The organism is Pseudomonas moraviensis (assembly GCF_900105805.1).
GTDB lineage: Bacteria > Pseudomonadota > Gammaproteobacteria > Pseudomonadales > Pseudomonadaceae > Aquipseudomonas > Aquipseudomonas moraviensis_A.
Map to the genome: position 1 here is coordinate 4,092,433 of NZ_LT629788.1, position 24,501 is coordinate 4,116,933.

General features: G+C 61.1%; 23 protein-coding genes. 14 read left to right on the forward strand and 9 right to left on the reverse strand.

All coding sequences use genetic code 11. From position 1 onward, the window contains the following. Positions 1 to 13: 13 nt before the first annotated feature. Complete coding sequence (locus BLU71_RS18265; RefSeq protein WP_083353629.1) at positions 14 to 2,365, reverse strand: hybrid sensor histidine kinase/response regulator; 2,352 nt, start codon at positions 2,363 to 2,365, stop codon at positions 14 to 16. 440 nt (positions 2,366 to 2,805) lie between these two features. Between BLU71_RS18265 and BLU71_RS18270 the strand changes: the two genes are divergently transcribed. The 4 genes from BLU71_RS18270 to BLU71_RS18285 all read left to right on the forward strand — a co-directional run bounded on the left by BLU71_RS18270 (position 2,806) and on the right by BLU71_RS18285 (position 6,323). Beyond that, positions 2,806 to 3,603 (forward strand): hydroxymethylpyrimidine/phosphomethylpyrimidine kinase, encoded by a 798-nt coding sequence (locus BLU71_RS18270; protein WP_064364151.1) that lies wholly within the window; start codon positions 2,806 to 2,808, stop codon positions 3,601 to 3,603. A gap of 18 nt (positions 3,604 to 3,621) precedes the next feature. Next, positions 3,622 to 4,245: a thiamine phosphate synthase gene (gene thiE / locus BLU71_RS18275; RefSeq protein ID WP_083353630.1), complete on the forward strand. Its 624-nt coding sequence runs from the start codon at positions 3,622 to 3,624 to the stop codon at positions 4,243 to 4,245. 15 nt (positions 4,246 to 4,260) lie between these two features. Continuing rightward, positions 4,261 to 5,544 carry a glutamate-1-semialdehyde 2,1-aminomutase gene (gene hemL / locus BLU71_RS18280; protein ID WP_042610565.1) on the forward strand — a complete coding sequence of 428 codons (1,284 nt, stop codon included), beginning with the start codon at positions 4,261 to 4,263 and terminating at the stop codon, positions 5,542 to 5,544. Positions 5,545 to 5,768: 224 nt separating this feature from the next. Then, a complete protein-coding gene (locus BLU71_RS18285; protein WP_064364065.1) occupies positions 5,769 to 6,323 on the forward strand; it encodes a tetratricopeptide repeat protein in 555 nt (184 codons plus the stop codon). A 166-nt stretch (positions 6,324 to 6,489) separates the two neighbouring features. On the opposite strand, the gene BLU71_RS18290 is transcribed toward BLU71_RS18285, so the two are convergent. Further along, the gene (locus tag BLU71_RS18290) at positions 6,490 to 6,819 is read right to left on the reverse strand and encodes a DUF1820 family protein (protein ID WP_016773045.1); all 330 of its coding nucleotides are present in this window, start codon (positions 6,817 to 6,819) and stop codon (positions 6,490 to 6,492) included. A gap of 132 nt (positions 6,820 to 6,951) precedes the next feature. Between BLU71_RS18290 and miaB the strand changes: the two genes are divergently transcribed. The 5 genes from miaB (at position 6,952) to lnt (ending at position 12,320) form a co-directional block, all read left to right on the forward strand. Beyond that, positions 6,952 to 8,280, forward strand: coding sequence for a tRNA (N6-isopentenyl adenosine(37)-C2)-methylthiotransferase MiaB (gene miaB / locus BLU71_RS18295; RefSeq protein ID WP_064364064.1), 1,329 nt, complete (start codon positions 6,952 to 6,954; stop codon positions 8,278 to 8,280). A 177-nt stretch (positions 8,281 to 8,457) separates the two neighbouring features. Next, the gene (locus BLU71_RS18300) at positions 8,458 to 9,456 is read left to right on the forward strand and encodes a PhoH family protein (RefSeq protein ID WP_042610568.1); all 999 of its coding nucleotides are present in this window, start codon (positions 8,458 to 8,460) and stop codon (positions 9,454 to 9,456) included. Continuing rightward, entirely contained in the window at positions 9,449 to 9,943 is a 495-nt protein-coding gene (ybeY, locus tag BLU71_RS18305; RefSeq protein WP_064364063.1) for an rRNA maturation RNase YbeY, read from the forward strand. Before BLU71_RS18300 ends, ybeY begins: the two co-directional genes overlap by 8 nt. Before the next feature lie 5 nt (positions 9,944 to 9,948). Further along, positions 9,949 to 10,788 (forward strand): HlyC/CorC family transporter, encoded by an 840-nt coding sequence (locus BLU71_RS18310; protein ID WP_042610570.1) that lies wholly within the window; start codon positions 9,949 to 9,951, stop codon positions 10,786 to 10,788. 8 nt (positions 10,789 to 10,796) lie between these two features. After that, positions 10,797 to 12,320, forward strand: coding sequence for an apolipoprotein N-acyltransferase (gene lnt, locus BLU71_RS18315; RefSeq protein WP_083353631.1), 1,524 nt, complete (start codon positions 10,797 to 10,799; stop codon positions 12,318 to 12,320). Between the two features lie 90 nt (positions 12,321 to 12,410). Here lnt and BLU71_RS18320 read toward each other — a convergent pair whose 3' ends face one another. Continuing rightward, entirely contained in the window at positions 12,411 to 13,190 is a 780-nt protein-coding gene (locus BLU71_RS18320; protein ID WP_042610572.1) for a YdcF family protein, read from the reverse strand. Positions 13,191 to 13,293: 103 nt separating this feature from the next. Beyond that, positions 13,294 to 13,617, reverse strand: a complete 324-nt coding sequence (locus BLU71_RS18325; protein WP_024014441.1) for a hypothetical protein — start codon at positions 13,615 to 13,617, stop codon at positions 13,294 to 13,296. A 255-nt stretch (positions 13,618 to 13,872) separates the two neighbouring features. Between BLU71_RS18325 and leuS the strand changes: the two genes are divergently transcribed. The 5 genes from leuS (at position 13,873) to BLU71_RS18350 (ending at position 19,975) form a co-directional block, all read left to right on the forward strand. Beyond that, positions 13,873 to 16,479, forward strand: a complete 2,607-nt coding sequence (gene leuS / locus BLU71_RS18330; protein ID WP_064364061.1) for a leucine--tRNA ligase — start codon at positions 13,873 to 13,875, stop codon at positions 16,477 to 16,479. Positions 16,480 to 16,567: 88 nt separating this feature from the next. Beyond that, positions 16,568 to 17,173 (forward strand): LPS assembly lipoprotein LptE, encoded by a 606-nt coding sequence (gene lptE, locus BLU71_RS18335; RefSeq protein ID WP_042610574.1) that lies wholly within the window; start codon positions 16,568 to 16,570, stop codon positions 17,171 to 17,173. Positions 17,174 to 17,212: 39 nt separating this feature from the next. Beyond that, positions 17,213 to 18,250, forward strand: a complete 1,038-nt coding sequence (gene holA, locus BLU71_RS18340; RefSeq protein ID WP_064364060.1) for a DNA polymerase III subunit delta — start codon at positions 17,213 to 17,215, stop codon at positions 18,248 to 18,250. Between the two features lie 176 nt (positions 18,251 to 18,426). Continuing rightward, positions 18,427 to 18,591, forward strand: coding sequence for an alternative ribosome rescue factor ArfA (gene arfA / locus BLU71_RS18345; RefSeq protein WP_083353632.1), 165 nt, complete (start codon positions 18,427 to 18,429; stop codon positions 18,589 to 18,591). 61 nt (positions 18,592 to 18,652) lie between these two features. Continuing rightward, positions 18,653 to 19,975, forward strand: a complete 1,323-nt coding sequence (locus tag BLU71_RS18350) for a lytic murein transglycosylase (RefSeq protein WP_083353633.1) — start codon at positions 18,653 to 18,655, stop codon at positions 19,973 to 19,975. Between the two features lie 99 nt (positions 19,976 to 20,074). Here the strand turns inward: BLU71_RS18350 and BLU71_RS18355 are convergent, their stop codons facing one another. The 5 genes from BLU71_RS18355 to BLU71_RS18375 all read right to left on the reverse strand — a co-directional run bounded on the left by BLU71_RS18355 (position 20,075) and on the right by BLU71_RS18375 (position 24,378). Next, the gene (locus BLU71_RS18355) at positions 20,075 to 21,022 is read right to left on the reverse strand and encodes a S66 peptidase family protein (RefSeq protein ID WP_083353634.1); all 948 of its coding nucleotides are present in this window, start codon (positions 21,020 to 21,022) and stop codon (positions 20,075 to 20,077) included. 171 nt (positions 21,023 to 21,193) lie between these two features. Further along, a complete protein-coding gene (gene lipA, locus BLU71_RS18360) occupies positions 21,194 to 22,192 on the reverse strand; it encodes a lipoyl synthase (protein WP_160768663.1) in 999 nt (332 codons plus the stop codon). Positions 22,193 to 22,217: 25 nt separating this feature from the next. Continuing rightward, entirely contained in the window at positions 22,218 to 22,865 is a 648-nt protein-coding gene (gene lipB, locus BLU71_RS18365; protein ID WP_024014445.1) for a lipoyl(octanoyl) transferase LipB, read from the reverse strand. Continuing rightward, on the reverse strand, positions 22,865 to 23,140 hold the full coding sequence (locus BLU71_RS18370; RefSeq protein WP_042610580.1) for a DUF493 domain-containing protein: 276 nt from the start codon (positions 23,138 to 23,140) through the stop codon (positions 22,865 to 22,867). The genes lipB and BLU71_RS18370 overlap by 1 nt, the downstream gene beginning before the upstream one ends. An 80-nt stretch (positions 23,141 to 23,220) precedes the next feature. After that, complete coding sequence (locus BLU71_RS18375; protein ID WP_016773028.1) at positions 23,221 to 24,378, reverse strand: D-alanyl-D-alanine carboxypeptidase family protein; 1,158 nt, start codon at positions 24,376 to 24,378, stop codon at positions 23,221 to 23,223. Between the last annotated feature and the right edge of the window lie 123 nt (positions 24,379 to 24,501).

Below are 24,501 nucleotides of genomic sequence, written 5' to 3' on the forward strand. Positions count from 1 at the left end.
CGCTTTTACCCCCTCAACAGCTGAGCACGCGGCGCTGCAACGCAGCCTGCAGATCCTCGAATTTCACCGGTTTGGGCAGATAGTCGATGGCCGCGCCCGGGGTGCAGTGTTCGCGGTCAGCGGTCAACGCCAGCATGAATACCGGCAGGTGCGCACAGCCCGGCAGCGCATGGATCTGGCAGCACAACGATGCGCCTTCGTGGCTGGGCAGTTGGCAATCGATCAGCACCGCATCGAAGCTTTCCCGTTGCAGGCAGTCCAGCGCGGCGGCGCCGTTGTCAGCGCTGCGCACGCGGAAACCGAGCTTGAGCAACATGCCGCGCATCACCAGTTGATTGACGCTGTTGTCATCCACCAGCAGCACCGTGCAATCCTGCGGCGCACGAATGCAATCGCGGGGCGGCTGATCCGCAGGAGCTTCGATAACCGGCAGCTCGAATTCGACATCGAGCTGGAAACGGCTACCGCGTCCGGGCTCGGAGCGGTGGGTGAGTTTGCCGTCGAGCAATTCGACCAGTTGCCGACAGATCGCCAGACCCACTCCCAGGCCGCCGTATTCGCGAGTCATCGAACCGTCGAGCTGGAAGAAGCGCTGATACAGGGTCGCCTCGCCGAGATCGGTGAAACCGATGCCGGTGTCGATCACCGCGAATGACAGCGCCATGCGGTTATCCATCGACGGCCGCCCGGTGACGCGTAGCGCAAGGCCGCCGACACGGGTGAACTTGATGGCGTTGTCCAACAGGCATTCCAGGCACTGCGCCAGTTTCGCGCTGTCGCCAAGCAAGCGATCCGGCAGGATCGGCAGCACGTCGACCTTGAAGTCCAGCGACTTGCTCGCCGCATTCCCCTCGAACTGCACGCGCAGCGCTTCGACCACTGCGCGCAGGCTGAAACTGCCCGGCGTGGCCTTGAGCTTGCCGGCCTGCAATTCAGTCAGGGTGAGGATGCCATTGACCATGCGCATCATGTCGCGGGCGGATCCGGCGGCGGTCTGCTGGTACTGCTCCAGTTCGGGATCGAGGTCGACGGTCTGCATCAGCTCCAGCGAACCGATCACCCCGTTCATCGGCGTGCGCAGTTCATGGGTCAGGGTGGCGAGGAATTCATCCTTGAGCTTGTTGCTGTGGGCCAGTTGCTGGTTGAGCACCTCGAGCTTCTGCCCGGCGTCGTATAAGGTCTGCGCCTGTTGTTCGCGCATGGCGTTGATGCGATCGGCCAGCGCCAGCGACAGCAGCGCGACCTCGATCGCCGAGCCGATCTGGCTGGCGTACATGGTCAGGAACACGTTGGGCAGAAGGCCCAGCACCATCAGCGTATTGACGATGCCGCCGAGCAGGAATGCCGACCAGGCGATGATGAAATAACGCGCCACGCGCAAGCCGCGCCACCAGGCGAGGATCCCGGCGGCGAAGATCACCACGGTGAAGGTCAGCGCCAGTGTGGTCGCCAGGCGCAGGGCCAAGGCGTAACTGGTCATCAGCGACAGACCGATCACCATTGCACTGAAGGCAATCAGACCGATCAGCAAACGATCCAGCCAAGGGCTGTGGGTTTTGGTCTGCAGGAAACTGCGGGCGAACTGGCTGCCGAACAGTCCGGCGCATCCAATGAAGAACGGCGTCGCAGCGTTGGCCCACCATGGGTTGTCCGGCCAGAAATACTCGACCGCTGCACCGTTTACCGACAATTGATAAAGGCCGAACGAGCCGATATAGAAGATGTAATAGAGATAACTGGTGTCGCGCACGCTCAGGTAGATGAACAGGTTGTAGACCAGCATCCCCAGCAGCACGCCATAAATAATGCCGAGCACATACAGGCGCACCGGTTGGTCTTCCAGGTACGCGGTACTTGACCACAACGTTACCGGCGCCTGGATCGAGCCTTCGCTGGCCAGTCGCAGATACAGCGTCTGTTGTTGGTTCGGTTTGAACGGCAGGTCGAACAGGTAATTGTTCTGGCGGATCTCGCGGCTGGCGAAAGGCAAGGCATCGCCGGTCTGGCGCACCAGTCGGTATGAGCCGCTGGCGTCGGGCAAATAGAGATCGAGGTGATCGAGCGGCGGATACGCCAGCTCCAGCAGCCAGGTGCGCTGGGCGGCCGGATTGCTCGGACGGTAATGCAGATCGATCTTCAGCCAGAACGCCGAACGCGAGTAACCGGCATTGAGCGTGGCTTTATCGTGGGTTTTGAACTGGCCGGTAGCATCTTGCGCACGGACGTCGGCAATCGTCGCCTGACCGCTCGGGTCTTCGAACACTTGCAGCGATCGGCCCAGCGGCAGGCTCTGGGTGAATTCGTCGAATTCGACAGCGCTCGCCATGAGGGGCAAGCAGAACAGCAACATCAGCAAATAGCGCATTGAAGCCCCAGCGTGGCTCGTCCGGTTGTGTCAGGAAGCCCCCCATTCCCTTTGAGTAGACGTAAAACCGGTATTACCTGTGATTGTTTGGATCCAGCCTAGCATAGCCGTTGATGGCCATTAAGCACCATGGAAATTTTTCCTACAACGGCTCTAGAACGGGCGTTCCAGAGCAAAGCAGCGGCCTAGAGCTGTTGCATTGGTCAGGAAGATCAATGCGATCCGCTTTTGTGGCGAGGGAGCTTGCTCCCGCTCGGCTGCGCAGCAGTCGTAAAACCTGTAAATGCGCTGCGCCTGAATAAATGCAGGGGGCTGCTGCGCAACCCAGCGGGAGCAAGCTCCCTCGCCACAATGGTAGCTGCAGTGTTGTCCGACAATCTGCTCGCAAACGCAGTCAGGAGTGAACCCGCAAATCAGCTTTGGTGGTAAGCTCGCGCACCATGAATATCTACAGCTCCCGCCCCGTTGTCCTCTGTCTCTCCGGCCACGACCCCAGTGGTGGCGCCGGCTTGCAGGCAGATATCGAAGCCCTGCTCGCGCAGGGTTGCCATGCGGCTCCGGCCGTCACCGCCCTGACCGTGCAAGACACCGTCAACGTCACTGACTTTCGCGTTCTCGACCGTGAGTGGGTGCTGGCCCAGGCCAATGCCGTGCTCAACGACTCCGAAGTCGCGGCGGTGAAACTGGGCATGCTCGGTTCGCTGGAAATGGTCGACACCGTCGTCGAGCTGCTCTCGGCGCACCCGCACTTGCCGGTGGTCTGCGACCCGGTGCTGCGAGCCGGTGGCGGCGGACGCCTGGGCAAGGACGAGGTCGGCTACGCGATGCGCGAGCGTCTGCTGCCGCTGTCGATCATTGCCACGCCCAATCTTCCTGAAGCGCGGATCCTCGCCGAATTGCCTGACGGCACTGCCGACGAATGCGCAGAAAAACTCCTGCCGTTCGTCAAGAACCTGCTGATCACCGGCGGCCACGGCGACGAAACGGAGATCCACAACCGCGTGTACAGCCGCGACGGTCTGCGCGAAACCTTTATCTGCCAGCGCCTGCCGGGCAGCTATCACGGCTCCGGTTGCACGCTGGCCAGCGCCCTCGCCGGTCGACTGGCCCAGGGCGAACACTTGGCCAGTGCCGTGCGCACTGCGCTGGATTACACCTGGCGGACCCTGCGCGACGCCGAACAACTGGGCAAAGGCCAGTTCGTGCCGCGCCGTCTGCCACTGGATTTCTGCTCGTAACGTCGTGAGGTCTGCCCGATGAAACTCCGTGGCCTGTATGCCATCACCGACAGCCAGTTGCTGGCCGGCAAGTTTCTGTCTTACGTGGAGGCGGCGCTCGACGGCGGCGTCACCCTGCTGCAATACCGCGACAAGAGCAGTGATGAGGCCCGCCGCTTGCGCGAGGCCGAAGCGCTGCGCAACTTGTGCGAGCGCTATAAAACGCAGTTGATCATCAACGACGACGCCGAATTGGCCGCGCGCCTCAACGTCGGCGTGCATCTCGGCCAGACCGACGGCCCGCTCTCGCCGACCCGCGCCCTGCTCGGTTCGAAAGCCATCATCGGTTCGACCTGCCACGGGCAGATCGCCCTGGCCGAACAAGCCGCCAAAGAAGGCGCGAGTTACGTCGCCTTCGGGCGCTTCTTCAATTCCACCACCAAACCCGGTGCGCCGAGTTGCAGCCTCGACCTGCTCGACGAAGCCAGACGCAAGCTGCACTTGCCGATCTGCGCGATTGGCGGCATCACCCTCGATAACGCCGCGCCGCTGGTCGAACACGGTGTCGATCTGCTCGCCGTGGTCCATGGCCTGTTCGGTGCTGACAGCAGCGCTGAAGTGACCCGCCGCGCTCGCGCCTTCAACGAACTTCTGAAAATCTGATTTGAGAGCCCGATCATGTCTCGTTCCGAAACCCTGTTTGCCAATGCTCAGAAACACATTCCCGGTGGCGTCAACTCGCCGGTTCGCGCGTTCAAGAGCGTCGGCGGCACCCCGCTGTTCTTCAAACACGCCGAAGGCGCTTACGTCACCGACGAAGACGACAAGCGTTATGTGGATTATGTTGGGTCGTGGGGTCCGATGATCCTTGGCCACAGCCATCCGGATGTGCTCGATGCGGTGCGCAATCAGCTGCAACACGGCCTGTCCTATGGCGCGCCGACCTCGATGGAAACCGAGATGGCCGATCTGGTCTGCTCGCTGGTGCCGTCGATGGACATGGTGCGCATGGTCAGCTCCGGCACCGAAGCGACCATGAGTGCGATCCGTCTGGCCCGTGGTTTCACCGGCCGCGACAGCATCATCAAGTTCGAAGGCTGCTACCACGGCCATTCCGACAGCCTGCTGGTCAAGGCCGGTTCCGGCGCACTGACCCAGGGCGTACCGAGCTCGGCCGGCGTGCCGGCAGCGTTCGCCAAACACACCCTGACCCTGCCGTTCAACGACATCGACGCGGTTGAAGCGATGCTCGCCGAAGTGGGTGAGGAGGTGGCGTGCATCATCGTTGAGCCAGTGGCTGGCAACATGAACTGCGTGCCGCCAGCGCCGGGCTTTCTCGAAGGCCTGCGTTCGCTGTGCGACAAACACGGCGTGGTGCTGATCTTCGACGAAGTGATGACCGGTTTCCGCGTCGCCCTCGGCGGTGCCCAGGCGCACTACGGCGTGACGCCAGACCTGACCACCTTCGGCAAGATCATCGGCGGCGGCATGCCGGTGGGCTGCTTCGGTGGCAAGCGCGAGATCATGCAGCGCATCGCCCCGCTGGGGCCGGTGTATCAGGCAGGTACGCTGTCGGGTAATCCGCTGGCGATGGCGGCCGGCCTGACGACTCTGCGTTTGATCAGCCGCCCGGGTTTCCACGCCGAATTGACCGACTACACCACGCGCCTGCTCGATGGCCTGCAAGAACGCGCCGATGCTGCGGGCATTCCGTTCGTGACCACTCAGGCCGGCGGCATGTTTGGCCTGTATTTCAGTGGGGCCGACGACATCGTCACTTTCGACGACGTGATGGCCAGCGACGCGGCCCTGTTCGGTCGATTCTTCCACCTGATGCTGGAAGGTGGCGTGTACCTGGCGCCGAGTGCGTTCGAAGCCGGTTTCACCTCGATCGCCCATGGCGAAGCCGAGTTGCAACTGACGCTGGACGCTGCCGAGCGCGCCTTCGCCGCATTGAAATAATCGCCACACCGCTGACGTTGGCTATGGCCAGCGTCAGCTTTCACCTACATAGCCTCGGTTTTTCCGACGTGCCTGCGCAAATCCTGCCCGAATCGGGCGATATATTCCCCACGCAGCAGAAAAACGAGTAAAGACTTTGTAAGGTTGGCCCTGCTTATTTCATAATGCGCGCTTATTGGATCCCTCGACGGGTCCGCGTGCCCTTCAGAGGTAAGTCGATTCCCATGAACCGCACCGGCCGCACCCTTGCATTGGGCTGCCTGTTGCTCCTTCAGCCCCTGCTCGCGCATGCACAAGCAGGCGGCAACTCGTTGTTGATCCCGGCGATGGGTCGTTGCACCCTCAATACTCAGCCGCAAGACGTCACGCAGGCATTGGCCGCCTGCCAGAAAGCGGCGGATGAAGGGGATGCGCAAGCGCAGTACGAGTTGGGTGAGTTCTACTACGACGGCAAGAACGCGCCGCGCGACCTCAATCAAGCCCTGAGCTATTTCGAAAAGGCCTCGTTGCAAGGCCACGCCCAGGCGCAATTCAAGCTCGGCAGCATGTTTTTCCATGGTGAAGGCGTGCAGGCCAACAATATCCAGGCGTACATCGTGCTGAAGATGGCGGCGGTCAACGGTGCCGAAGAGGCATTGGACACGGCCGACGAAGTCTCGGAAAAGATGTCCCGCGAAGATCTGGAAACCGCCACTCAGGTGCTCGGACAGATTTTCCGCAAATACCTGATGGAACTGCAGAGCGCTGATGGGCGTACGCCGTTTTCACCTCTTCCGTAAGCCCCCTGTGGCGAGGGAGCTTGCTCCCGCCGGGGTGCGAAGCAGCCCTAAACCCTGCAATCCCGATCTGGCTGACACAATGCATTTTCTGGTCTGACGACTGCTGCGCAGCCGCACGGGAGCAAGTTCCCTCGCCACAACATCATTCCAGCTTTGAATCTGTTTTTTACTTCTCAGGCATCGGCATCGGAAACGGCATGACATTGCCGACCGCGCCGCGGGCTTCGCTGATTTTCGGCGTGCCCAGACGTTCCACTTCGTCGATGCGCACAATCGAATGCATCGGCACAAAGCTGCGCACCACGCCTTCGAATTGCGCCTTGAGCTTTTCTTCGCTCGGATCGACGACCATCTGCGTGCGCTCGCCAAAGACGAATTCTTCAACTTCCAGGAAACCCCACAGATCACTTTGATAGATCTGCTTGGCGTACATTTCGAACACCTGGCCCTGGTTGAGGAAAATCACCTTGTAGATTGGAGCTTCGCGTTTGGTCATGGCGGGCGGATAACATCGGGGTAAAAATGAGGGCGCGAACTATAGCATAGCCACCGGACGCACAGCGGTAGGAACCTGACGGCTTGTTCCCTATAATGCGCGGTTCTTTGAATCACGTGACGACCCGAATCCATGGCCAAGAAGCTATACATCGAAACCCACGGTTGCCAGATGAACGAGTACGACAGCTCGCGCATGGTCGATCTGCTGGGCGAACATCAGGCCCTGGAAGTCACCGCCCGCGCGGAAGACGCCGACGTGATTCTGCTCAACACCTGCTCGATCCGTGAGCGCGCGCAGGATCGCGTGTACTCGCAGCTCGGCCGCTGGCGCGAGCTGAAGCTGGCCAACCCGGACATGGTCATCGCCGTCGGCGGTTGTGTGGCCAGTCAGGAAGGCGCGGCGATCCGCGATCGCGCTCCGTATGTTGACGTGGTGTTCGGCCCACAGACCCTGCACCGTCTGCCCGAGATGATCGACGCCGCGCGCAGCAGCAAGCTGCCGCAGGTTGACGTCTCGTTCCCGGAAATCGAAAAATTCGACCACCTGCCCGAGCCACGCATCGACGGCCCGAGTGCCTATGTGTCGGTCATGGAGGGTTGCAGCAAGTACTGCACGTTCTGCGTGGTGCCGTACACCCGTGGTGAAGAGGTCAGCCGGCCGTTCGATGACGTGATCGCGGAAATCATTCACCTTGCCGAAAACGGCGTGCGCGAAGTGACCTTGCTGGGGCAGAACGTCAACGGCTATCGCGGCTCGACTCACGACGGTCGCCTGGCCGATCTGGCTGAGCTGATTCGTGTGGTCGCCGCTGTCGATGGCATCGACCGCATCCGCTACACCACGTCACATCCGCTGGAGTTCTCCGACAGCCTGATCCAGGCCCACGCCGAGGTGCCGGAACTGGTCAAGCACCTGCACTTGCCGGTGCAGTCGGGCTCGGACCGGATCCTCGCGGCGATGAAGCGCAACCACACGGCGCTGGAGTACAAATCCAAGCTGCGCAAACTGCGCGCGGCCGTGCCGGGAATCTGCATCAGCTCGGACTTCATCGTCGGCTTCCCCGGCGAGACCGAAAAAGACTTCGAACAGACCATGAAGCTGATTGCAGATGTCGGCTTCGATTTCTCCTACTCCTTCGTTTACAGCCAGCGCCCGGGCACGCCCGCCGCCGATCTGGCCGATGACACCCCGGAAGAATTGAAAAAAGAACGTCTGAATGCGCTGCAACATCGCTTGAATCAGCAAGGCTTCGAGATCAGCCGACAAATGGTCGGTTCGATCCAGCGCATTCTGGTGACCGATTATTCGAAGAAAGACCCGGGCGAGCTGCAAGGCCGTACCGAGAATAATCGTATCGTCAACTTCCGCTGCGACAATCCGACCCTGATCGGCCAGTTCGCCGACGTGCACATCGACGCGGCGCAACCGCACTCGCTGCGCGGCTCGCTGATCCAGTAAATGCAAAAGATCGCAGCCTTCGGCAGCTCCTACATGGATTACATTCCCCTGTAGGAGCTGCCGAAGGCTGCGATCTTGACGGTCTCGACGCCGAGAATATTTAAGAGCTTTCGCACCCACGCCACTGGCGTTATCCTTGATTTCATCCTAATTGCCCCAGGGCGGCTAAATACGACCTTGAACGCACCCATCGAACCACATCGTTTTCTCCTCGAGCCTTTTGAGGCTCGCCGCTTCGCCAATCTGTGCGGGCAATTCGACGAGCATTTGCGCTTGATCGAGCAGCGCCTGGCCATCGAGATCCGCAATCGCGGAAACCAGTTCGAGCTGATTGGCGACCCCAAACTCACCACGTCCGCGGAAAACCTGCTGCGCCGCCTGTACCGGGAAACCAAGGGTACCGAGCTGTCGCCAGACCTGGTGCACCTGTTCATCCAGGAATCGGCCGGCGCGGATCTCGACAATCCGGCCCCTGCCGAACCGACTGTCGCCCTGCGTACGAAAAAAGGCATGATTCGCCCACGCGGCTTGAATCAGCAGCGCTACGTGAAGGAAATCCTCGGCAACGACATCAACTTCGGCATCGGCCCGGCCGGTACCGGCAAGACCTATCTGGCCGTGGCCTGCGCGGTTGATGCACTGGAACGCGAGCAGATCCGCCGCATCCTGCTGGTGCGTCCGGCGGTCGAAGCGGGTGAAAAACTCGGCTTCCTGCCCGGCGACCTGTCGCAGAAGATCGACCCGTACCTGCGCCCGCTGTATGACGCACTGTACGAAATGCTCGGCTTCGAATACGTCGCCAAGCTGATCGAGAAACAAGTGATTGAAGTCGCGCCGCTGGCCTACATGCGCGGTCGCACGCTGAACAACAGCTTCATCATTCTCGACGAAAGCCAGAACACCACCGTCGAGCAGATGAAGATGTTCCTCACGCGCATCGGTTTTGGCTCCACCGCCGTGATCACCGGCGACATCACCCAGGTCGACCTGCCGCGCGGCACCAAATCCGGCCTGCACCATGTGATCGAAGTGCTGAAAGACGTGCCCGGCATCAGCTTCACCCACTTCCAGCCCAAAGACGTCGTGCGCCACCCGTTGGTGCAGCGGATTGTCGAGGCCTACGAGCGCTTCGAGACCCGTGCCGAAGCCGCGAAGGAAGCCTCGCGCGATGCTTGAGCTGGATCTGCAAATCGCCACCGAGGCCAGCGCGCCCAGTGAAGCCGAGTTCCGTCAGTGGTGCGAACTGGCCCTGCGCCAGCGCACCGCTGATTCGGAAATGACCATTCGTCTGGTCGATGAGCAAGAAGGCCGCGAGCTCAACCACACCTGGCGCCACAAGGATTACGCGACCAATGTGTTGTCGTTCCCGGCGGAAGTGCCTGACGAGTTTCTCGATATCCCGCTGCTCGGCGATCTGGTGATCTGCGTGGCCGTGGTCGAACGCGAAGCCGCCGAGCAGGGCAAGGAACTAAAGGCCCACTGGGCACATCTGGTCATTCACGGCTGCTTGCATCTGCTGGGTTACGACCATATAGATGACGACGAAGCCGAGGAAATGGAAGCACTGGAACGCGAGTTGCTTGCCGAACTGGGCTATCGCGATCCGTACGCGGACGACGAAACCGAACACTCCCCCATCGTTACAACAAAGGATTCAGAGTAATCGCTATGAGCGAAGATCGATCGAGCAACGGGCAGAAGTCATGGCTGGGTAAACTGACCCAGGCTTTTGCCCACGAGCCGAAGAACCGCCAGGAGCTCCTTGAGCTGCTGCGCGATGCACATCAGAACAAACTGCTGGACAGCGAAGCGCTGGCCATCGTCGAAGGCGCCATTCAGGTGGCTGACCTGCAAGTGCGCGACATCATGGTGCCGCGCTCGCAAGTGATCAGCATCAAGGCGACCCAGACACCCCGCGAATTTCTCCCGGCCGTGGTCGACTCGGCCCACTCACGCTATCCGGTCATCGGCGAAAGCCATGACGACGTGATGGGCGTGCTGCTGGTCAAGGATCTGCTGCCGTTGATCTTCAAAGAGAACGGCGACAGCTTCAACATCAAGGATTTGCTGCGCCCTGCCACGTTTGTACCGGAGTCCAAGCGTCTGAACGTGTTGCTGCGTGAATTCCGCGCCAACCACAACCACATGGCCATCGTCATCGACGAGTACGGCGGCGTGGCCGGTCTGGTGACCATCGAAGACGTGCTCGAACAGATCGTTGGCGATATCGAGGACGAGCACGACGTCGAGGAAGACAGCTACATCAAGCCGCTGCCCAGCGGTGATTTCCTGATCAAGGCGCTGACGCCGATCGAAAACTTCAACGAGTTTTTCGACAGCGAATTCTCCGACGACGAATTCGACACCGTCGGCGGTCTGGTGATGAGCGCGTTCGGCCACTTGCCAAAACGCAACGAAATCACTGAAATCGGCGCCTATCGTTTCCGCATCCTGAACGCCGACAGCCGTCGGATTCATTTGCTGCGTCTGACACCTATTGCTCGCTAAGGACTGAAATGCGCTGGACTACCCGCCCCGGCTGGCCCGGTAACCTGCTGGCCGTGGCGGCCGGTGCAATCACCACTTTCGCTCTCGCCCCGTTCAACATCTGGCCGCTGGCGTTGCTGGCGGTCGGTCTGTTCTATGCCGGTTTGCGTGAGCTGAGCCCTCGTCAGGCGCTGGGTCGTGGCTGGTGCTTCGGCTTCGGCCTGTTTGGCGCCGGCACCAGTTGGATCTATTACAGCATTCACCATTTTGGCGGCGCTTCGGTGTTGCTCGCCGGGTTCCTGATGCTGCTGTTCACAGCGGCGATTGCCTGGTTCTTCGCCTTGCCCGCCTGGCTGTGGGCGCGCTGGTTGCGCCGTAACGAGGCGCCGCTGGCGGATGCCCTGGCTTTTGCTGCGCTGTGGGTCGGGCAGGAAGCGTTTCGCGGCTGGTTCCTCACCGGTTTCCCGTGGCTTTACTCCGGTTACAGTCAGCTCGACGGCCCGCTGGCCGGGCTCGCACCGCTGGGCGGAATGTGGCTGGTGTCATTTGTTCTGGCACTGACGGCGGCACTGATCTACAACGCGCCGCGCTTGTTGCAGGCGCGGCGCAAGGGTTTTATCGCTGCCGGCCTGGTACTTCTGCTGGGCCCCTGGATAGCGGGCGTCGCCCTCAAAGGCCACGCCTGGACCAGCCCGTCCGGCGCACCGCTGACGGTGGCTGCGATTCAGGGCAACGTCGCGCAAAGCATGAAATGGGACCCGGCCGAGCTCAACGCACAACTGGCGCTGTACCGCGACTTGAGTTTCCGTTCCAAACCGGTCGACCTGCTGATCTGGCCGGAAACCGCCGTGCCGGTTCTGAAGGAGTCCGCCGAGGGCTACCTGACGATGATGGGCAGCTTCGCCGCCGAGCGTAAATCAGCGCTGATCACCGGTGTACCGATCCGCCAGACCGTGCATAAAGAGAGACGCTTCTTCAACGGCATCACCGTGGTCGGCGAAGGCGACGGCACTTATCTGAAGCAGAAACTGGTGCCGTTCGGCGAATACGTGCCGTTGCAGGATGTGTTGCGTGGTTTGATCGCGTTCTTCGACCTGCCCATGTCGGACTTCGCTCGCGGCCCTTCCGATCAGGCGCTGTTGCAGGCCAAGGGTTACCAGATCGCACCGTTCATCTGCTACGAAGTGGTCTATCCGGAATTCGCCGCCGGGCTATCGGCACGCAGCGATCTGCTGCTGACGATCAGCAATGACACCTGGTTCGGCACTTCCATCGGGCCGCTGCAACATCTGCAAATGGCGCAGATGCGCGCACTGGAAGCCGGACGCTGGATGATCCGCGCGACCAACAACGGCGTTACCGGCCTGATCAACCCGTTCGGGCAGATCACCGAGCAGATTCCGCAGTTCGAACAGGGCGTGCTGTACGGCGAAGTGGTGCCGATGCATAACCTGACGCCTTATCTGCAATGGCGTTCATGGCCATTGATTGTGCTGTGCCTGCTGCTGTTTGGCTGGGCGCTGATGGCGAACCGGATGTCGAAAACCCTTTAAAAGCTTCGCGAGCAGGCTCGCTCCCACAGTTGGAATGCATTTCAATGTGGGAGCGAGCCTGCTCGCGAAGAGGGCATTAGCAGCAGCGAGTCAATCGTGGTTGGCTTCACCTCGGTAAAACAGCGAATACCCCACCTGCCCCACCGCTTCATTGAGCAACTGCCCGCTCTGCCAGATCGACTTGAACTCCGGCAGCCAGCCACCGAAAGGCCGGGCGTTATCGGTGCCAAGAAAACCCACCGGCGCTGGCACTACTTCGAATCCCGCCTGTTGAAAACTCCACACCGCGCGCGGCATATGCCACGCCTGTGTCACCACGACGACCCGCTTGATCCCCTGCGGCAAGAGAATATCCGCCGTGAACCGCGCGTTTTCCCATGTGGTGCGGCTCTCGCCTTCCTGCCAGCGCACGCTCACGTCGAAGTCATCACGCAACGAATCCGCCATCAATTTCGCCTCGGTCGGTGGCGTGCCGTAATGCAGGCCGCCGCTGGTCAGGATCGGCAAGCCCGAGGCCTTGGCCAGGCGCGCCGCGTAACGCTGACGCTCGAGACCGACGCCGGTTGGCTGGTCTTCGCCCCAGGCGAGATCACCGCGCTCACGTCCCGAGCCCAACACCACAATAGCTTCGGCGCGTTGCCCAAGCGTCGCCCATTCCTGCCGGGCCAGCGGCGGCTCGCGCTCCAATGCCTTGGCGCTCCATTGCACCACCACCGGCAGGCTCATCAGCCACAGGCCGCCAAAGCCAAGGGCAAAACACACGCCAGCCAGACGCGGTCGCGAGCGGCGCAGCCACCAGGCGGCCAGCAACAGCAGCAAGAGAATGCCGGGCGGCAATAAAAGTTGTTTGATGAAATATCGAAAGGGCATCGGGCATCTCCAAAGATGCCCGAAGCCTAAGAGTGTTAATCAAGGGTTACAACCAATAGGCGGGATCCTGTTGCAAAAGATCCGTTCCCGACCTGCCATGCGCTTACTTGGCCTGCACAGAGCGAACCTTGCCGGTGTCTCTGCGCGGCGCCTTGTCCTTGAGCCAGATGACCTTGGCCGAATGTGCTGCATCGAGCTGCTTCACTGCTTGAGACAGGCATCCCTGCGTTTCACGTTCACTGCGATCCAGATAGGCCTTGACCAGTTTGAACTCGGCGGGGCTCAAGCCACGCAATTCCAGTTCCAGGGGGCGCTCGTCGCGCAGCCGGTCAGCGGTTTTCACGGCGTCCAGCGCCATGCCCAGACGATCGATCAACCTTTCGTACAACTCGGGTTTCGTTACGTTTTTTTTCCGTTGCTCCACCATCCCTCACCTCATTGAAGATAAGACTCACTCCCCAGTTAGAGCTTAGCTTCGCTGCACGAACCGGCTACACGCCGCGACCAACGGCCCTCGCCACGCAAACCCTCTGGCAAACAGCTGTAATCAGGGTTTCCCTCGGCCAAGCGCGGTCATGTATGCTACGGCGCTTCCTGTCATTCCACTTCCAGCGCACTCGGGCGATCCCGAATGCAGCCGTCGAAGCGGATTAGGCCACCCCTATCCAGTACAAAAGTAGCCATGCACGAACAATATCAGCCACGTGAGATCGAAGCCGCCGCCCAGTCGTTCTGGGATGAGCAAAAGTCCTTTGAAGTCAGTGAACAGCCAGGCAAGGAAACCTACTACTGCCTGTCGATGTTCCCGTACCCCAGCGGCAAGCTGCACATGGGCCACGTGCGCAACTACACCATCGGCGACGTGATCTCGCGCTACCAGCGCATGCAAGGCAAGAATGTTCTGCAGCCAATGGGTTGGGATGCGTTCGGCATGCCGGCGGAAAACGCCGCGATGAAGAACAACGTGGCGCCCGCCAAGTGGACCTACGAGAACATCGCCTACATGAAGTCGCAGCTGCGCAGCCTCGGCCTCGCGGTCGACTGGTCCCGTGAAGTGACCACCTGCAAGCCCGACTACTACCGCTGGGAACAATGGCTGTTCACTCGCCTGTTCGAAAAAGGCGTGATCTACCGCAAGAACGGCACCGTGAACTGGGACCCGGTCGACCAGACCGTGCTGGCCAACGAGCAAGTCATCGACGGACGCGGCTGGCGCTCCGGCGCGCTGATCGAAAAGCGCGAAATCCCGATGTACTACTTCAAGATCACTGCCTATGCGGACGAGCTGCTGGAGAGCCTCGACGAGCTGACTGGCTGGCCGGAGCAGGTCAAGACCATGCAGCGCAACTGGATCGGCAAGTCCCGCGGCATGGAAGTGCAGTTTCCGTACAACGTCGACTCGATCGGCGAAGCCGGCACCCTGAAAGTCTTCACCACCCGTCCGGACACCCTGATGGGCGCGACCTACGTCGCCGTGGCGGCCGAGCACCCGCTGGCGACCCTGGCCGCGCAAAACAACCCCGAGCTGCAAGCGTTCATCGCTGAATGCAAGGGCGGCAGCGTCGCTGAAGCCGACGTCGCCACCCAGGAAAAGAAAGGCCTGCCGACCGGCCTGTTCGTCGAGCACCCGCTGACCGGTGAAAAACTGCCGGTGTGGGTCGCCAACTACGTGCTGATGCACTACGGCGACGGCGCAGTCATGGCGGTCCCGGCGCACGACGAGCGCGATTTCGAATTCGCCCACAAGTACAACCTGCCGGTGAAATCGGTAGTGCGCACCAGCTCCGGTGACACCAACCAAGCGCCGTGGCAAGACGCCTATGGCGAGCACGGCACGCTGATCAACTCCGGTGAGTTCGACGGCCTCGACTTCGCTGGCGCGTTCGACGCCATGGAAGTGGCCCTGATCAAGAAAGAGCTGGGCGCCTCGCGCACCCAGTTCCGCCTGCGCGACTGGGGCATCAGCCGCCAGCGCTACTGGGGCTGCCCGATCCCGATCATCCACTGCGCTGCGTGCGGTGACGTACCGGTGCCGGAAGATCAACTGCCGGTCGTATTGCCTGAAGACGTGGTGCCGGACGGCGCCGGTTCGCCGCTGGCGCGCATGCCCGAGTTCTACGAGTGCACTTGCCCGAAATGCGGCGAGCCTGCCAAGCGTGAAACCGACACCATGGACACCTTCGTCGAGTCGTCGTGGTACTACGCCCGTTACGCCTCCCCGCACTTCGAGGGTGGTCTGGTCGAGAAATCCGCCGCCGATCACTGGCTGCCGGTGGATCAGTACATCGGTGGCATCGAACACGCCATTCTTCACCTGCTCTATGCGCGCTTCTTCCACAAGCTGATGCGCGATGAAGGCCTGGTCAGCTCCAACGAGCCGTTCAAGAACCTGCTGACCCAAGGCATGGTGATCGCCGAAACCTACTATCGTCGCGAAGCCAACGGCGCCTACACCTGGTTCAACCCGGCCGACGTCGAACTCGAACGCGACAGCAAAGCCAAGGTCATCAGCGCCAGGCTGAAATCCGACGGCCTGCCGGTGGAAATCGGCGGCACCGAGAAGATGGCCAAGTCGAAGAACAACGGCGTCGATCCGCAGTCGATGATCGACCAGTTCGGTGCCGACACTTGCCGCCTGTTCATGATGTTCGCCTCGCCGCCTGACATGAGTGCGGAATGGTCGGACTCCGGCGTTGAAGGCTCGCACCGCTTCCTCAAGCGTGTCTGGCGTCTGGCGCAAGCCCACGTCACCCAAGGCTTGCCGGGCAAGCTTGAGGTTGGCGCTCTGAGCGACGAGCAGAAATCCGTGCGTCGCGCGATCCACCTGGCGATCAAGCAGGCCAGCCATGACGTCGGCCAGAACCACAAATTCAACACCGCCATCGCGCAAGTCATGACGCTGATGAACGTGCTGGAAAAAGCCGCCCAAGGCACCGAACAGGATCGCGCGCTGCTGCACGAAGGTCTCGAAGCGGTCACTTTGCTGCTGGCACCGATCACCCCGCATATCAGCCATGAATTGTGGAAACAGTTGGGTCACGCCGATGCGGTGATCGATGCCGGCTGGCCGGCGGTGGACGAAAGCGCTCTGGTGCAGGACAACCTGACCCTGGTCATTCAGGTCAACGGTAAACTGCGCGGCCAGATCGAAATGCCGGCCAGCGCCACCCGCGAGGAAATCGAAGCCGCCGCGCGCGTCAACGAGAACGTGCTGCGGTTTGTCGACGGTCTGACCATTCGCAAAGTGATTGTGGTGCCGGGCAAACTGGTCAACATCGTCGCCAGCTAAATTGGATCGGGTGTCGGGTTCGCCTGGCACCCAGTAAAACCTTTCGGGCCGCAGAGTCGGCTCACCTGGTTTCAAGGGGAGCAACACAATGATCAAACGCAATCTGCTGGTGATGGGCCTCGCCGTTCTGCTGAGCGCCTGCGGTTTCCAGTTGCGTGGTACCGGCACCAACGAACTGTCGATCAAGGAACTCGACCTGAGCGCGCGCAACGCCTACGGCGAAACCGTGACGCAACTGCGTCAGGTGCTTGAGTCCAGTGGCGTCAAGATCTACAGCGGCGCGCCGTACAAGCTGTTTCTGGCTGACGAGCAGGAAAGCCAGCGCATCCTCAGCTACGCCGGTGCCGGTCGTACAGGCGAATATCAGGTCAGCACAGTGCTGAGCTACGATATCCGCGGCGAGAAGAACCTGTCGCTGCTCAGCGACAAGCTCGAAGTGCAGAAAGTCTTCATTCATGACGGCAACAACCTCGTCGGTTCCGATCAGGAAGCCAACGATGCCCGTCGCGAAATCCGCCGCGAACTGGTACAGCGCATGATGCTGCGCCTGCAACAGCTGACTCCGGGGCAATTGCAGCAACTGCAGCAAGCCGCCAATGACCGCGCCAAGGCCGAAGCCGACGCGCTGGAAGCGGCACAAAAGGCTGAAGCGGAAACTCCGCGTCAGTCGCCGCTCGAAATCCCGCAGCAGTAAGACGGCCGGGGCGCTCAGGCGCCCCGCTCGCCCTTCCTTATGAAGCTCACCCCCGCGCAACTCGGCAAACACCTGCAAGGCGCACTCGCGCCGGTCTACATCATCAGCGGCGATGATCCGTTGCTGTGTCAGGAAGCCGCCGATGCCATCCGCAGTGCTGCTCGCCAGCAAGGTTTTGACGAACGTCAGGTCTTCGCCGCCGACGCCAATTTCGATTGGGGGACGTTGCTGCAGGCCGGTGCCAGCATGTCGCTGTTCGCCGAAAAACGCCTGTTGGAGCTGCGTCTGCCGTCGGGCAAACCGGGCGACAAAGGCGCGGCCGCGCTGATCGAATATTGCTCGCGCCCCGCCGAAGATACGCTGCTGCTGATCAGCTTGCCGAAGCTCGATGGCAGTGCGCAGAAAACCAAGTGGGGCAAGGCCCTGGTCGAAGGCCAGCAAACTCAGTTCGTGCAGATCTGGCCGGTGGATGCCAATCAGCTGCCGAGCTGGATTCGTCAGCGATTGTCACAGGCAGGCCTGTCGGCCAGTCAGGACGCTGTCGAATTGATTGCCGCACGTGTCGAAGGCAACCTGCTCGCCGCCGCCCAGGAAATCGAAAAGCTGAAGTTGATGGCCGAAGGTGGGCAGATCACCGTCGAAACCGTGCAGGCCGCCGTGGCCGACAGTGCGCGGTTTGACGTGTTCGGCCTGACCGACGCGGTGCTCAACGGCGAACCGGCTCACGCCCTGCGCATGCTCGAAGGTCTGCGCGGTGAAGGCGTCGAGCCGCCTGTGATCCTTTGGGCGCTGGCGCGGGAGTTGCGCCTGCTGGCCAATATTTCCCTGCAATACAGCCAGGGCACACCGCTGGACAAGTGCTTCAGCCAGTCGAAACCGCCGGTCTGGGACAAGCGCAAGCCGCTGATGAGCAAGGCCCTGCAACGCTATTCGGCGCAACGCTGGGCGCAACTGCTGCTCGAAGCCCAGCGTATCGATGCGCAGATCAAGGGTCAGGCGGCGGGTTCGCCGTGGATGAGCCTTAGCCGCCTGGCTTTATTGATGTCAGGCCAGCGACTGTCATTGCCTGCTGAATAAGATCAAAAGATCGCAGCCTTCGGCAGCTCCTACACCGATCCCTGTAGGAGCTGCGGCACGCTGCGATCTTTTGATCTTGTTTTCCTACAAACACTGCCCATATTTGTCCTATAGACAGATGCCCGACATCGGCAGATTATTCCCCCCGCAAAACTCACCTCACCGAGAGAACCCTCATGAGCAAAAAGCCTGCAAAGCATGGCCCCAACAAGGCCAAATCCATCGTCGCCCAGCCCTTGTTCCGCAGCCGCCAGGAACGACCTTCCAAGGGCAAAGGCAGCTACCGCCGCGAAGCCTTCCAGCCTGACAACTGGGAGGCTTCTTGTTTTCTGGCTGCCTGAAGCGCACTACCCCCCGCTCATGTTAAGGTCTGCACCTGATTCGTTTCCCCTGGAACTGTGCATGCCCCCAAGTCTTTCCCGTCGTTGGCCTGTTCGCCAATTGATCGCTGCCTCCAGCTTCATTCTGCTTGTCGCCTGCGCGGAAAAACCCACCGCCGCCGATGCACAACCGCTTCAAGCCGCCCCGGTCACCACGGCCCCAGCGATCATTCCGCCGGTAGTGCCGTCCACCGACCCGCTCGATATTCAACCGACCCAGACCTTTGCCGAATGGCAGGCCGGTTTCCGCAAGGATGCCCTCGCCGCGGGGATTCGTGCCGAGCTGTTCGATCAGGCATTTGCCAATGTCAGCTTCGACGCCAGCGTGATTCGCGCCGATCGCAGTCAGCCAGAGTTCTCCCGCCCGGTGTGGGAATACCTCGATGGCGCGCTGTCGCCACTGCGCGTACGCAAAGGCCAGGCGTTGATCAGCCAGTACGCCGACATTCTGCAAAGCATCGAGCAGCGTTATGGCGTTGATCGCCAGGCGTTGGTGTCGGTGTGGGGCATGGAAAGCAATTTCGGCCAGTTCCAGGGCAGCAAGTCGGTGATCAACTCGCTGGCCACGCTCGCCTACGAGGGGCGTCGCCCGGGCTTTGCTCACGCGCAATTGATCGCCGCCCTGCAGATTCTGCAACAGGGCGATATCACACCGGAGAAGATGCTGGGTTCCTGGGCCGGTGCAATGGGCCAGACGCAGTTCATTCCCACCACCTACAACACCCATGCGGTGGACTTTGACGGTGACGGTCGCCGCGACATCTGGGGCAGCCCGGCGGATGCGCTGGCTTCGACTGCGCATTACCTGCAAAGCTCGGGCTGGCAGCGTGGCCAGCCATGGGGCTTCGAAGTGCAGCTGCCGAGCGGTTTCAACTACACCCTGGCGGACGGCGCGATTCGTAAAAGCGTGGCTGAATGGCGGCAACTGGGCGTGAACCTGCCGAACGGCGCTCAGGTTCCGGCAGGTTCAGAACAACTGTCCGCCGCCCTGCTGCTGCCCGCCGGCTATCGTGGCCCGGCGTTTCTGATCCTCGACAACTTCCGGGCGATTCTCAAGTACAACAATTCGTCGTCCTATGCGCTGGCAGTGAGTCTGTTGTCCGAGCGTTTCGAAGGTGCAGGCCTGATCAATGGCAACTGGCCGAAAGATGACCTGCCGCTGAGCCGTACCGAGCGCATCGAACTGCAGACGCTGTTGAGCGCGCGTAATTACGACGCCGGCACGGCTGACGGGATTATCGGCGCCAACACCCGCAAAGCGATTCGCAGCGCGCAGCAAGCGCTGGGCTGGCCGGCGGATGGTTATCCGACGCACAAGTTGCTTGAGAGCCTGCGTAGCCAATAGAACAAATCAAAAGATCGCAGCCTTCGGCAGCTCCTCCAGGATGCTCGTCAATCCATGTAGGAGCTGCCGAAGGCTGCGATCTTTTTTGCCCCACCCGAATTACCGGATGACCACATCCTGCTCCAGCATCAACTCCTGCTTCCCCGCATCCAGCCGCACCAGCGCGCCCAACGGCAGCGTCAGGTTCGGATCACAATGGCCACTGCGCCAGCCCGACAACACTGGGATCCGCAACGGCTCAAACGTCTGCTTGAGCAAGCGATTCAGCGCCTCGACATCGACCCCGGCGATATCACCGACCAGCACACCGCGCAGCCTGGCCAACTTGCCAGCCAGACGCATCTGGGTCAGCAGACGGTCGATACGATACAGCGGCTCGTTGATATCCTCGATGAACAGAACCGCGCCGTCGACATCGATCTCGTAAGGCGTGCCGAGGGTCGCGGCGATCATCGCCAGATTGCCTCCCAGCAAACGCCCGTGGGCAACGCCCGGCTCGACGGTTGATAGCGGATAAGCCGCCGGATGGCTCAGCACACTGCCCGTCTTCATTTGCCCGCGGAGCATGGCGAAGAATGAAGTGACGGTCGGCGGCTCCTTGTCGCCCAGCAGGTCGGCATTGAGCAACGGCCCGTGAAAGGTCACGAATCCGGCGTAGCGACTGATGGCCAGATGCAGCGCGGTGATATCGCTGTAGCCGACAAAAGGTTTGGCGTGACGGCTCAGCAGGTCGTAATCGATTCGGTCGAGCAGACGCGGCGTGCCGTAGCCGCCGCGCAGGCAAATGATCGCGTCGACGTCGGGATCAGCGAACGCCGCGTGCAGATCGCGCAGACGCACGTCATCACTGCCGGCCAGATAGCCGTCCTTCTCGTAGACGCCGGGAAACACCTTCAGCCCATAGCCGCGTGCGCGCATCCACTGCAGCGCCTTATCGGTGTCCAGAGCACCCGGGCCGGCAGGCGCAATGACGCCGATCAGCCCTTCCGAGGGCAGTGCGGGCACGGCTGTGTGCGGGCAGAGTGTATGGGTCGGTCGAACGGTCATCCTTGGATCTCCCTGTGAATTGATGCTCACACATTAGTCAGGAACGTGAACAAACAGAAGAGGATCAGCCACGCCGTGCATTGAAGGAAAAATCAGCAGCGAATGTAAGTCGGGCAAAAAAATGCCCGCCGGGCTATCAGACCTCGGCGGGCATTTTTCCTCGGCGCTGAATCAGGAACCCAGCAGCTCGGCCTTGACCAGCTTCGCCTGCTCGTCGGCGTGGTACGAGGAACGTACCAGCGGGCCCGATGCAACGTTCTTGAAGCCCATCTTGTAACCTTCTTCGGCGAACCAGGCGAAGGTGTCCGGGTGCACGAAACGCTGCACCGGCAAGTGGCTGCGCGACGGTTGCAGGTACTGGCCGAGAGTCAGCATGTCGATGTCGTGTTCGCGCATGCGCTTCATGACTTCGATGACTTCCTCGTCGGTCTCGCCCAAGCCCAGCATCAGGCCGGACTTGGTCGGAATGTGCGGCATCATCTGCTTGAAGCGCTGCAGCAGTGTCAGCGACCACTGGTAATCCGAACCCGGGCGCGCAGCCTTGTACAGGCGCGGCACGGTTTCCAGGTTGTGGTTGAACACATCCGGTGGCTCGGCGGCGGTGATTTCCAGCGCGATGTCCATGCGGCCACGGTAGTCCGGGACCAGGGTCTCGAGCTGCACGTTCGGCGACAGTTTGCGGATTTCGCGGATGCAGTCGGCAAAGTGCTGGGCACCGCCGTCACGCAGGTCATCGCGGTCCACCGAAGTGATCACCACGTATTTGAGCTTGAGGTCGGCGATGGCGATGGCCAGGCTCTCCGGCTCGTTGACGTCCAGTGGCTTCGGACGACCGTGGCCAACGTCGCAGAACGGGCAGCGACGGGTGCAGATGTCGCCCATGATCATGAAGGTCGCGGTGCCGCCGGAGAAGCATTCGCCGAGGTTCGGGCAGGAGGCTTCCTCGCAGACGCTATGCAGCTTGTGCTTGCGCAGCAGGCTCTTGATGCGGTCGACTTCCGGCGAAACCGGGATGCGCACGCGAATCCAGTCAGGTTTCTTCGGCAGTTCGGTGGTCGGGATGATCTTGACCGGGATGCGTGCAACCTTCTCGGCGCCGCGCAGCTTGACGCCGGCTTCAACCTTGGGACGCGGGGCCGGGCGCTCGGTCACGTCGAGCGTCGGGATCATGGTTTGCACTGCATCAGTAGTCATATCAGTCGATTCCGCCCGTGAGGGTCGTCTGCTCAGCATAGTCGAGGTGTTTGACGAGCTGCGCGCGCAGCCGGGCACTTACCTCGGCAAATTCAATCGATCCTGCGTGATCGCTCAGCTGGGTCATGGCCAGCCCGGCGTAGCCGCAGGGATTAATCCGTCGAAACGGTTCCAGGTTCATATCCACGTTCAGGGCCAGGCCATGAAAGGAACAACCGTGGCGAATGCGCAAACCCAGAGAAGCGATTTTCGCTCCATCGACATACACGCCGGGAGCATCTGGCTTGGCCGCAGCGGTGACGCCGTAGCTGGCCAGCAGTTCGATCAGGCAGGCTTCCATGCGGCTGACCAGATCACGCACGCCGAAACCCAGCTTGCGCACATCCAGCAACAGATAAGCCACCAGTTGCCCGGGGCCATGATAAGTCACTTGGCCGCCACGATCGACCTGCACCACCGGAATATCTCCCGGCAGCAACAGGTGTTCGGCCTTGCCGGCCTGGCCCTGGGTGAACACCGGCGGGTGTTCGACGAGCCAGATTTCGTCGGCGGCAGCATTGCCGCGTTCGTTGGTGAAGCGTTGCATGGCATGCCAGACCGGCTCGTAAGCCATCTGGCCCAGCTCGCGAAAGCCCAGCGTGCCGTGCATCACAACACCATGTGCACGAAGCCGGTCGCCCGCAGTTCGCTGTTGATGTTGTACAACTGATCCTGGTCGGTGGCGACGATATGCAACTGAATCGTGGTGTATTTGCCGTTGGTGCTTTGACGTTCGTCGATGCGCTCATCGTTGATGGTCGCGTGTTTCTTGACGATGTCGATGATCTGGTCTTTGTTGCCGACGCCCGTGTCGCTGATCACCTTGATCGGATAATCAGTCTGCGGAAATTCGATCTTTGGCGCCTTTACTTCGGTATCGGTCATGGCGTAACGGCCTCTTAAGCCGTGGTAACGCACATGGCCCCGCACCGGTTCGGGGCGGGGCCATGCAGGTCAACACTGAATCAGTTGAACAAGCCGTAGAAGAATAGACGGATGCTATCCCACATGCGGCGGAAGATACCACCCTCCTCGACGCCATCCAGAGCGATCAGGTCGGCGCTGTGCACCACCTTGTCTTCCAGTTTGACTTCGACTTTACCGATCACGTCGCCCTTGGCGATTGGCGCAACCAGTTGCGGGTTCATGGTCATGCTGGCAGCGAGCTTCTTCAGCTGGCCTTTCGGCAGGGTCATGGTCAGGTCTTGTGCCAGGCCGGCCTTGACCTGGCTGGTGGTGCCTTTCCACACCGGCGCCTGCGCCAGTTCAGTACCCTTCTGATAGAAGGTCTGGGTTTCGAAGAAGCGGAAACCGTAGGTCAGCAGCTTCTGGGTTTCTGCGGCGCGGGCCACTTCGCTGTTGGTGCCGAACACCACGGCGATCAAGCGCTGGCCGTCACGTACCGCCGAGGACACCATGCAGTAGCCGGCTTCGTCGGTGTGGCCGGTTTTCAGACCGTCAACGGTCTTGTCGCGCCACAGCAGCAGGTTGCGGTTAGGCTGCTTGATGCCGTTCCAGAAGAACTCCTTCTGCGAGTAGATCGCGTAGTGAGCCGGGTCTTCGTGGATGATCGCACGGGCCAGGATCGCCATGTCGTGGGCCGACGAGTAGTGCTCAGGGTTCGGCAGACCGGTCGGGTTCATGAAGTGGGTATTGGTCATGCCCAGTTCGGTGACGGTCTTGTTCATCAGGTCGGCGAATGCGTCTTCGCTGCCGGCGATGTGCTCGGCCAGGGCGACGCTGGCGTCGTTACCGGACTGGATGATGATGCCGTGCAGCAGGTCGCTGACAGTCACCTGCGAGCCGACCTTGATGAACATCCGCGAACCGCCGGTGCGCCAGGCGTTTTCGCTGACGGTCACCGGGTCGTTTTCACCGATCTGGCCGCGACGGATTTCCAGGGTCGCGATGTACGCGGTCATCAGCTTGGTCAGGCTGGCCGGTGGCAGACGCTGGTCGCCGTTGTTTTCGACCAGCACGTTGCCGCTGCTGGCATCCATCAGAACATAGGCCTTGGCGGCCAGTTGTGGTGGCGACGGCATCATCTCGGCCGCGAAAGCGGCTGGCGAGAGGAGCAGCGGGACTAGCAGACACAGGCGTTTGGCAAAGGTGGTGATGTTCATCCGTCTCTCGAAATCGCTAATGGAAACTTGCCCGAAGGCAAAACTTATTCAGACAGCCTTCTAACGGGCCATCGCGTGTTCAGTTGCTCACTCCAGTCACCCTTGCCGGGCTTTTGTTCTTCG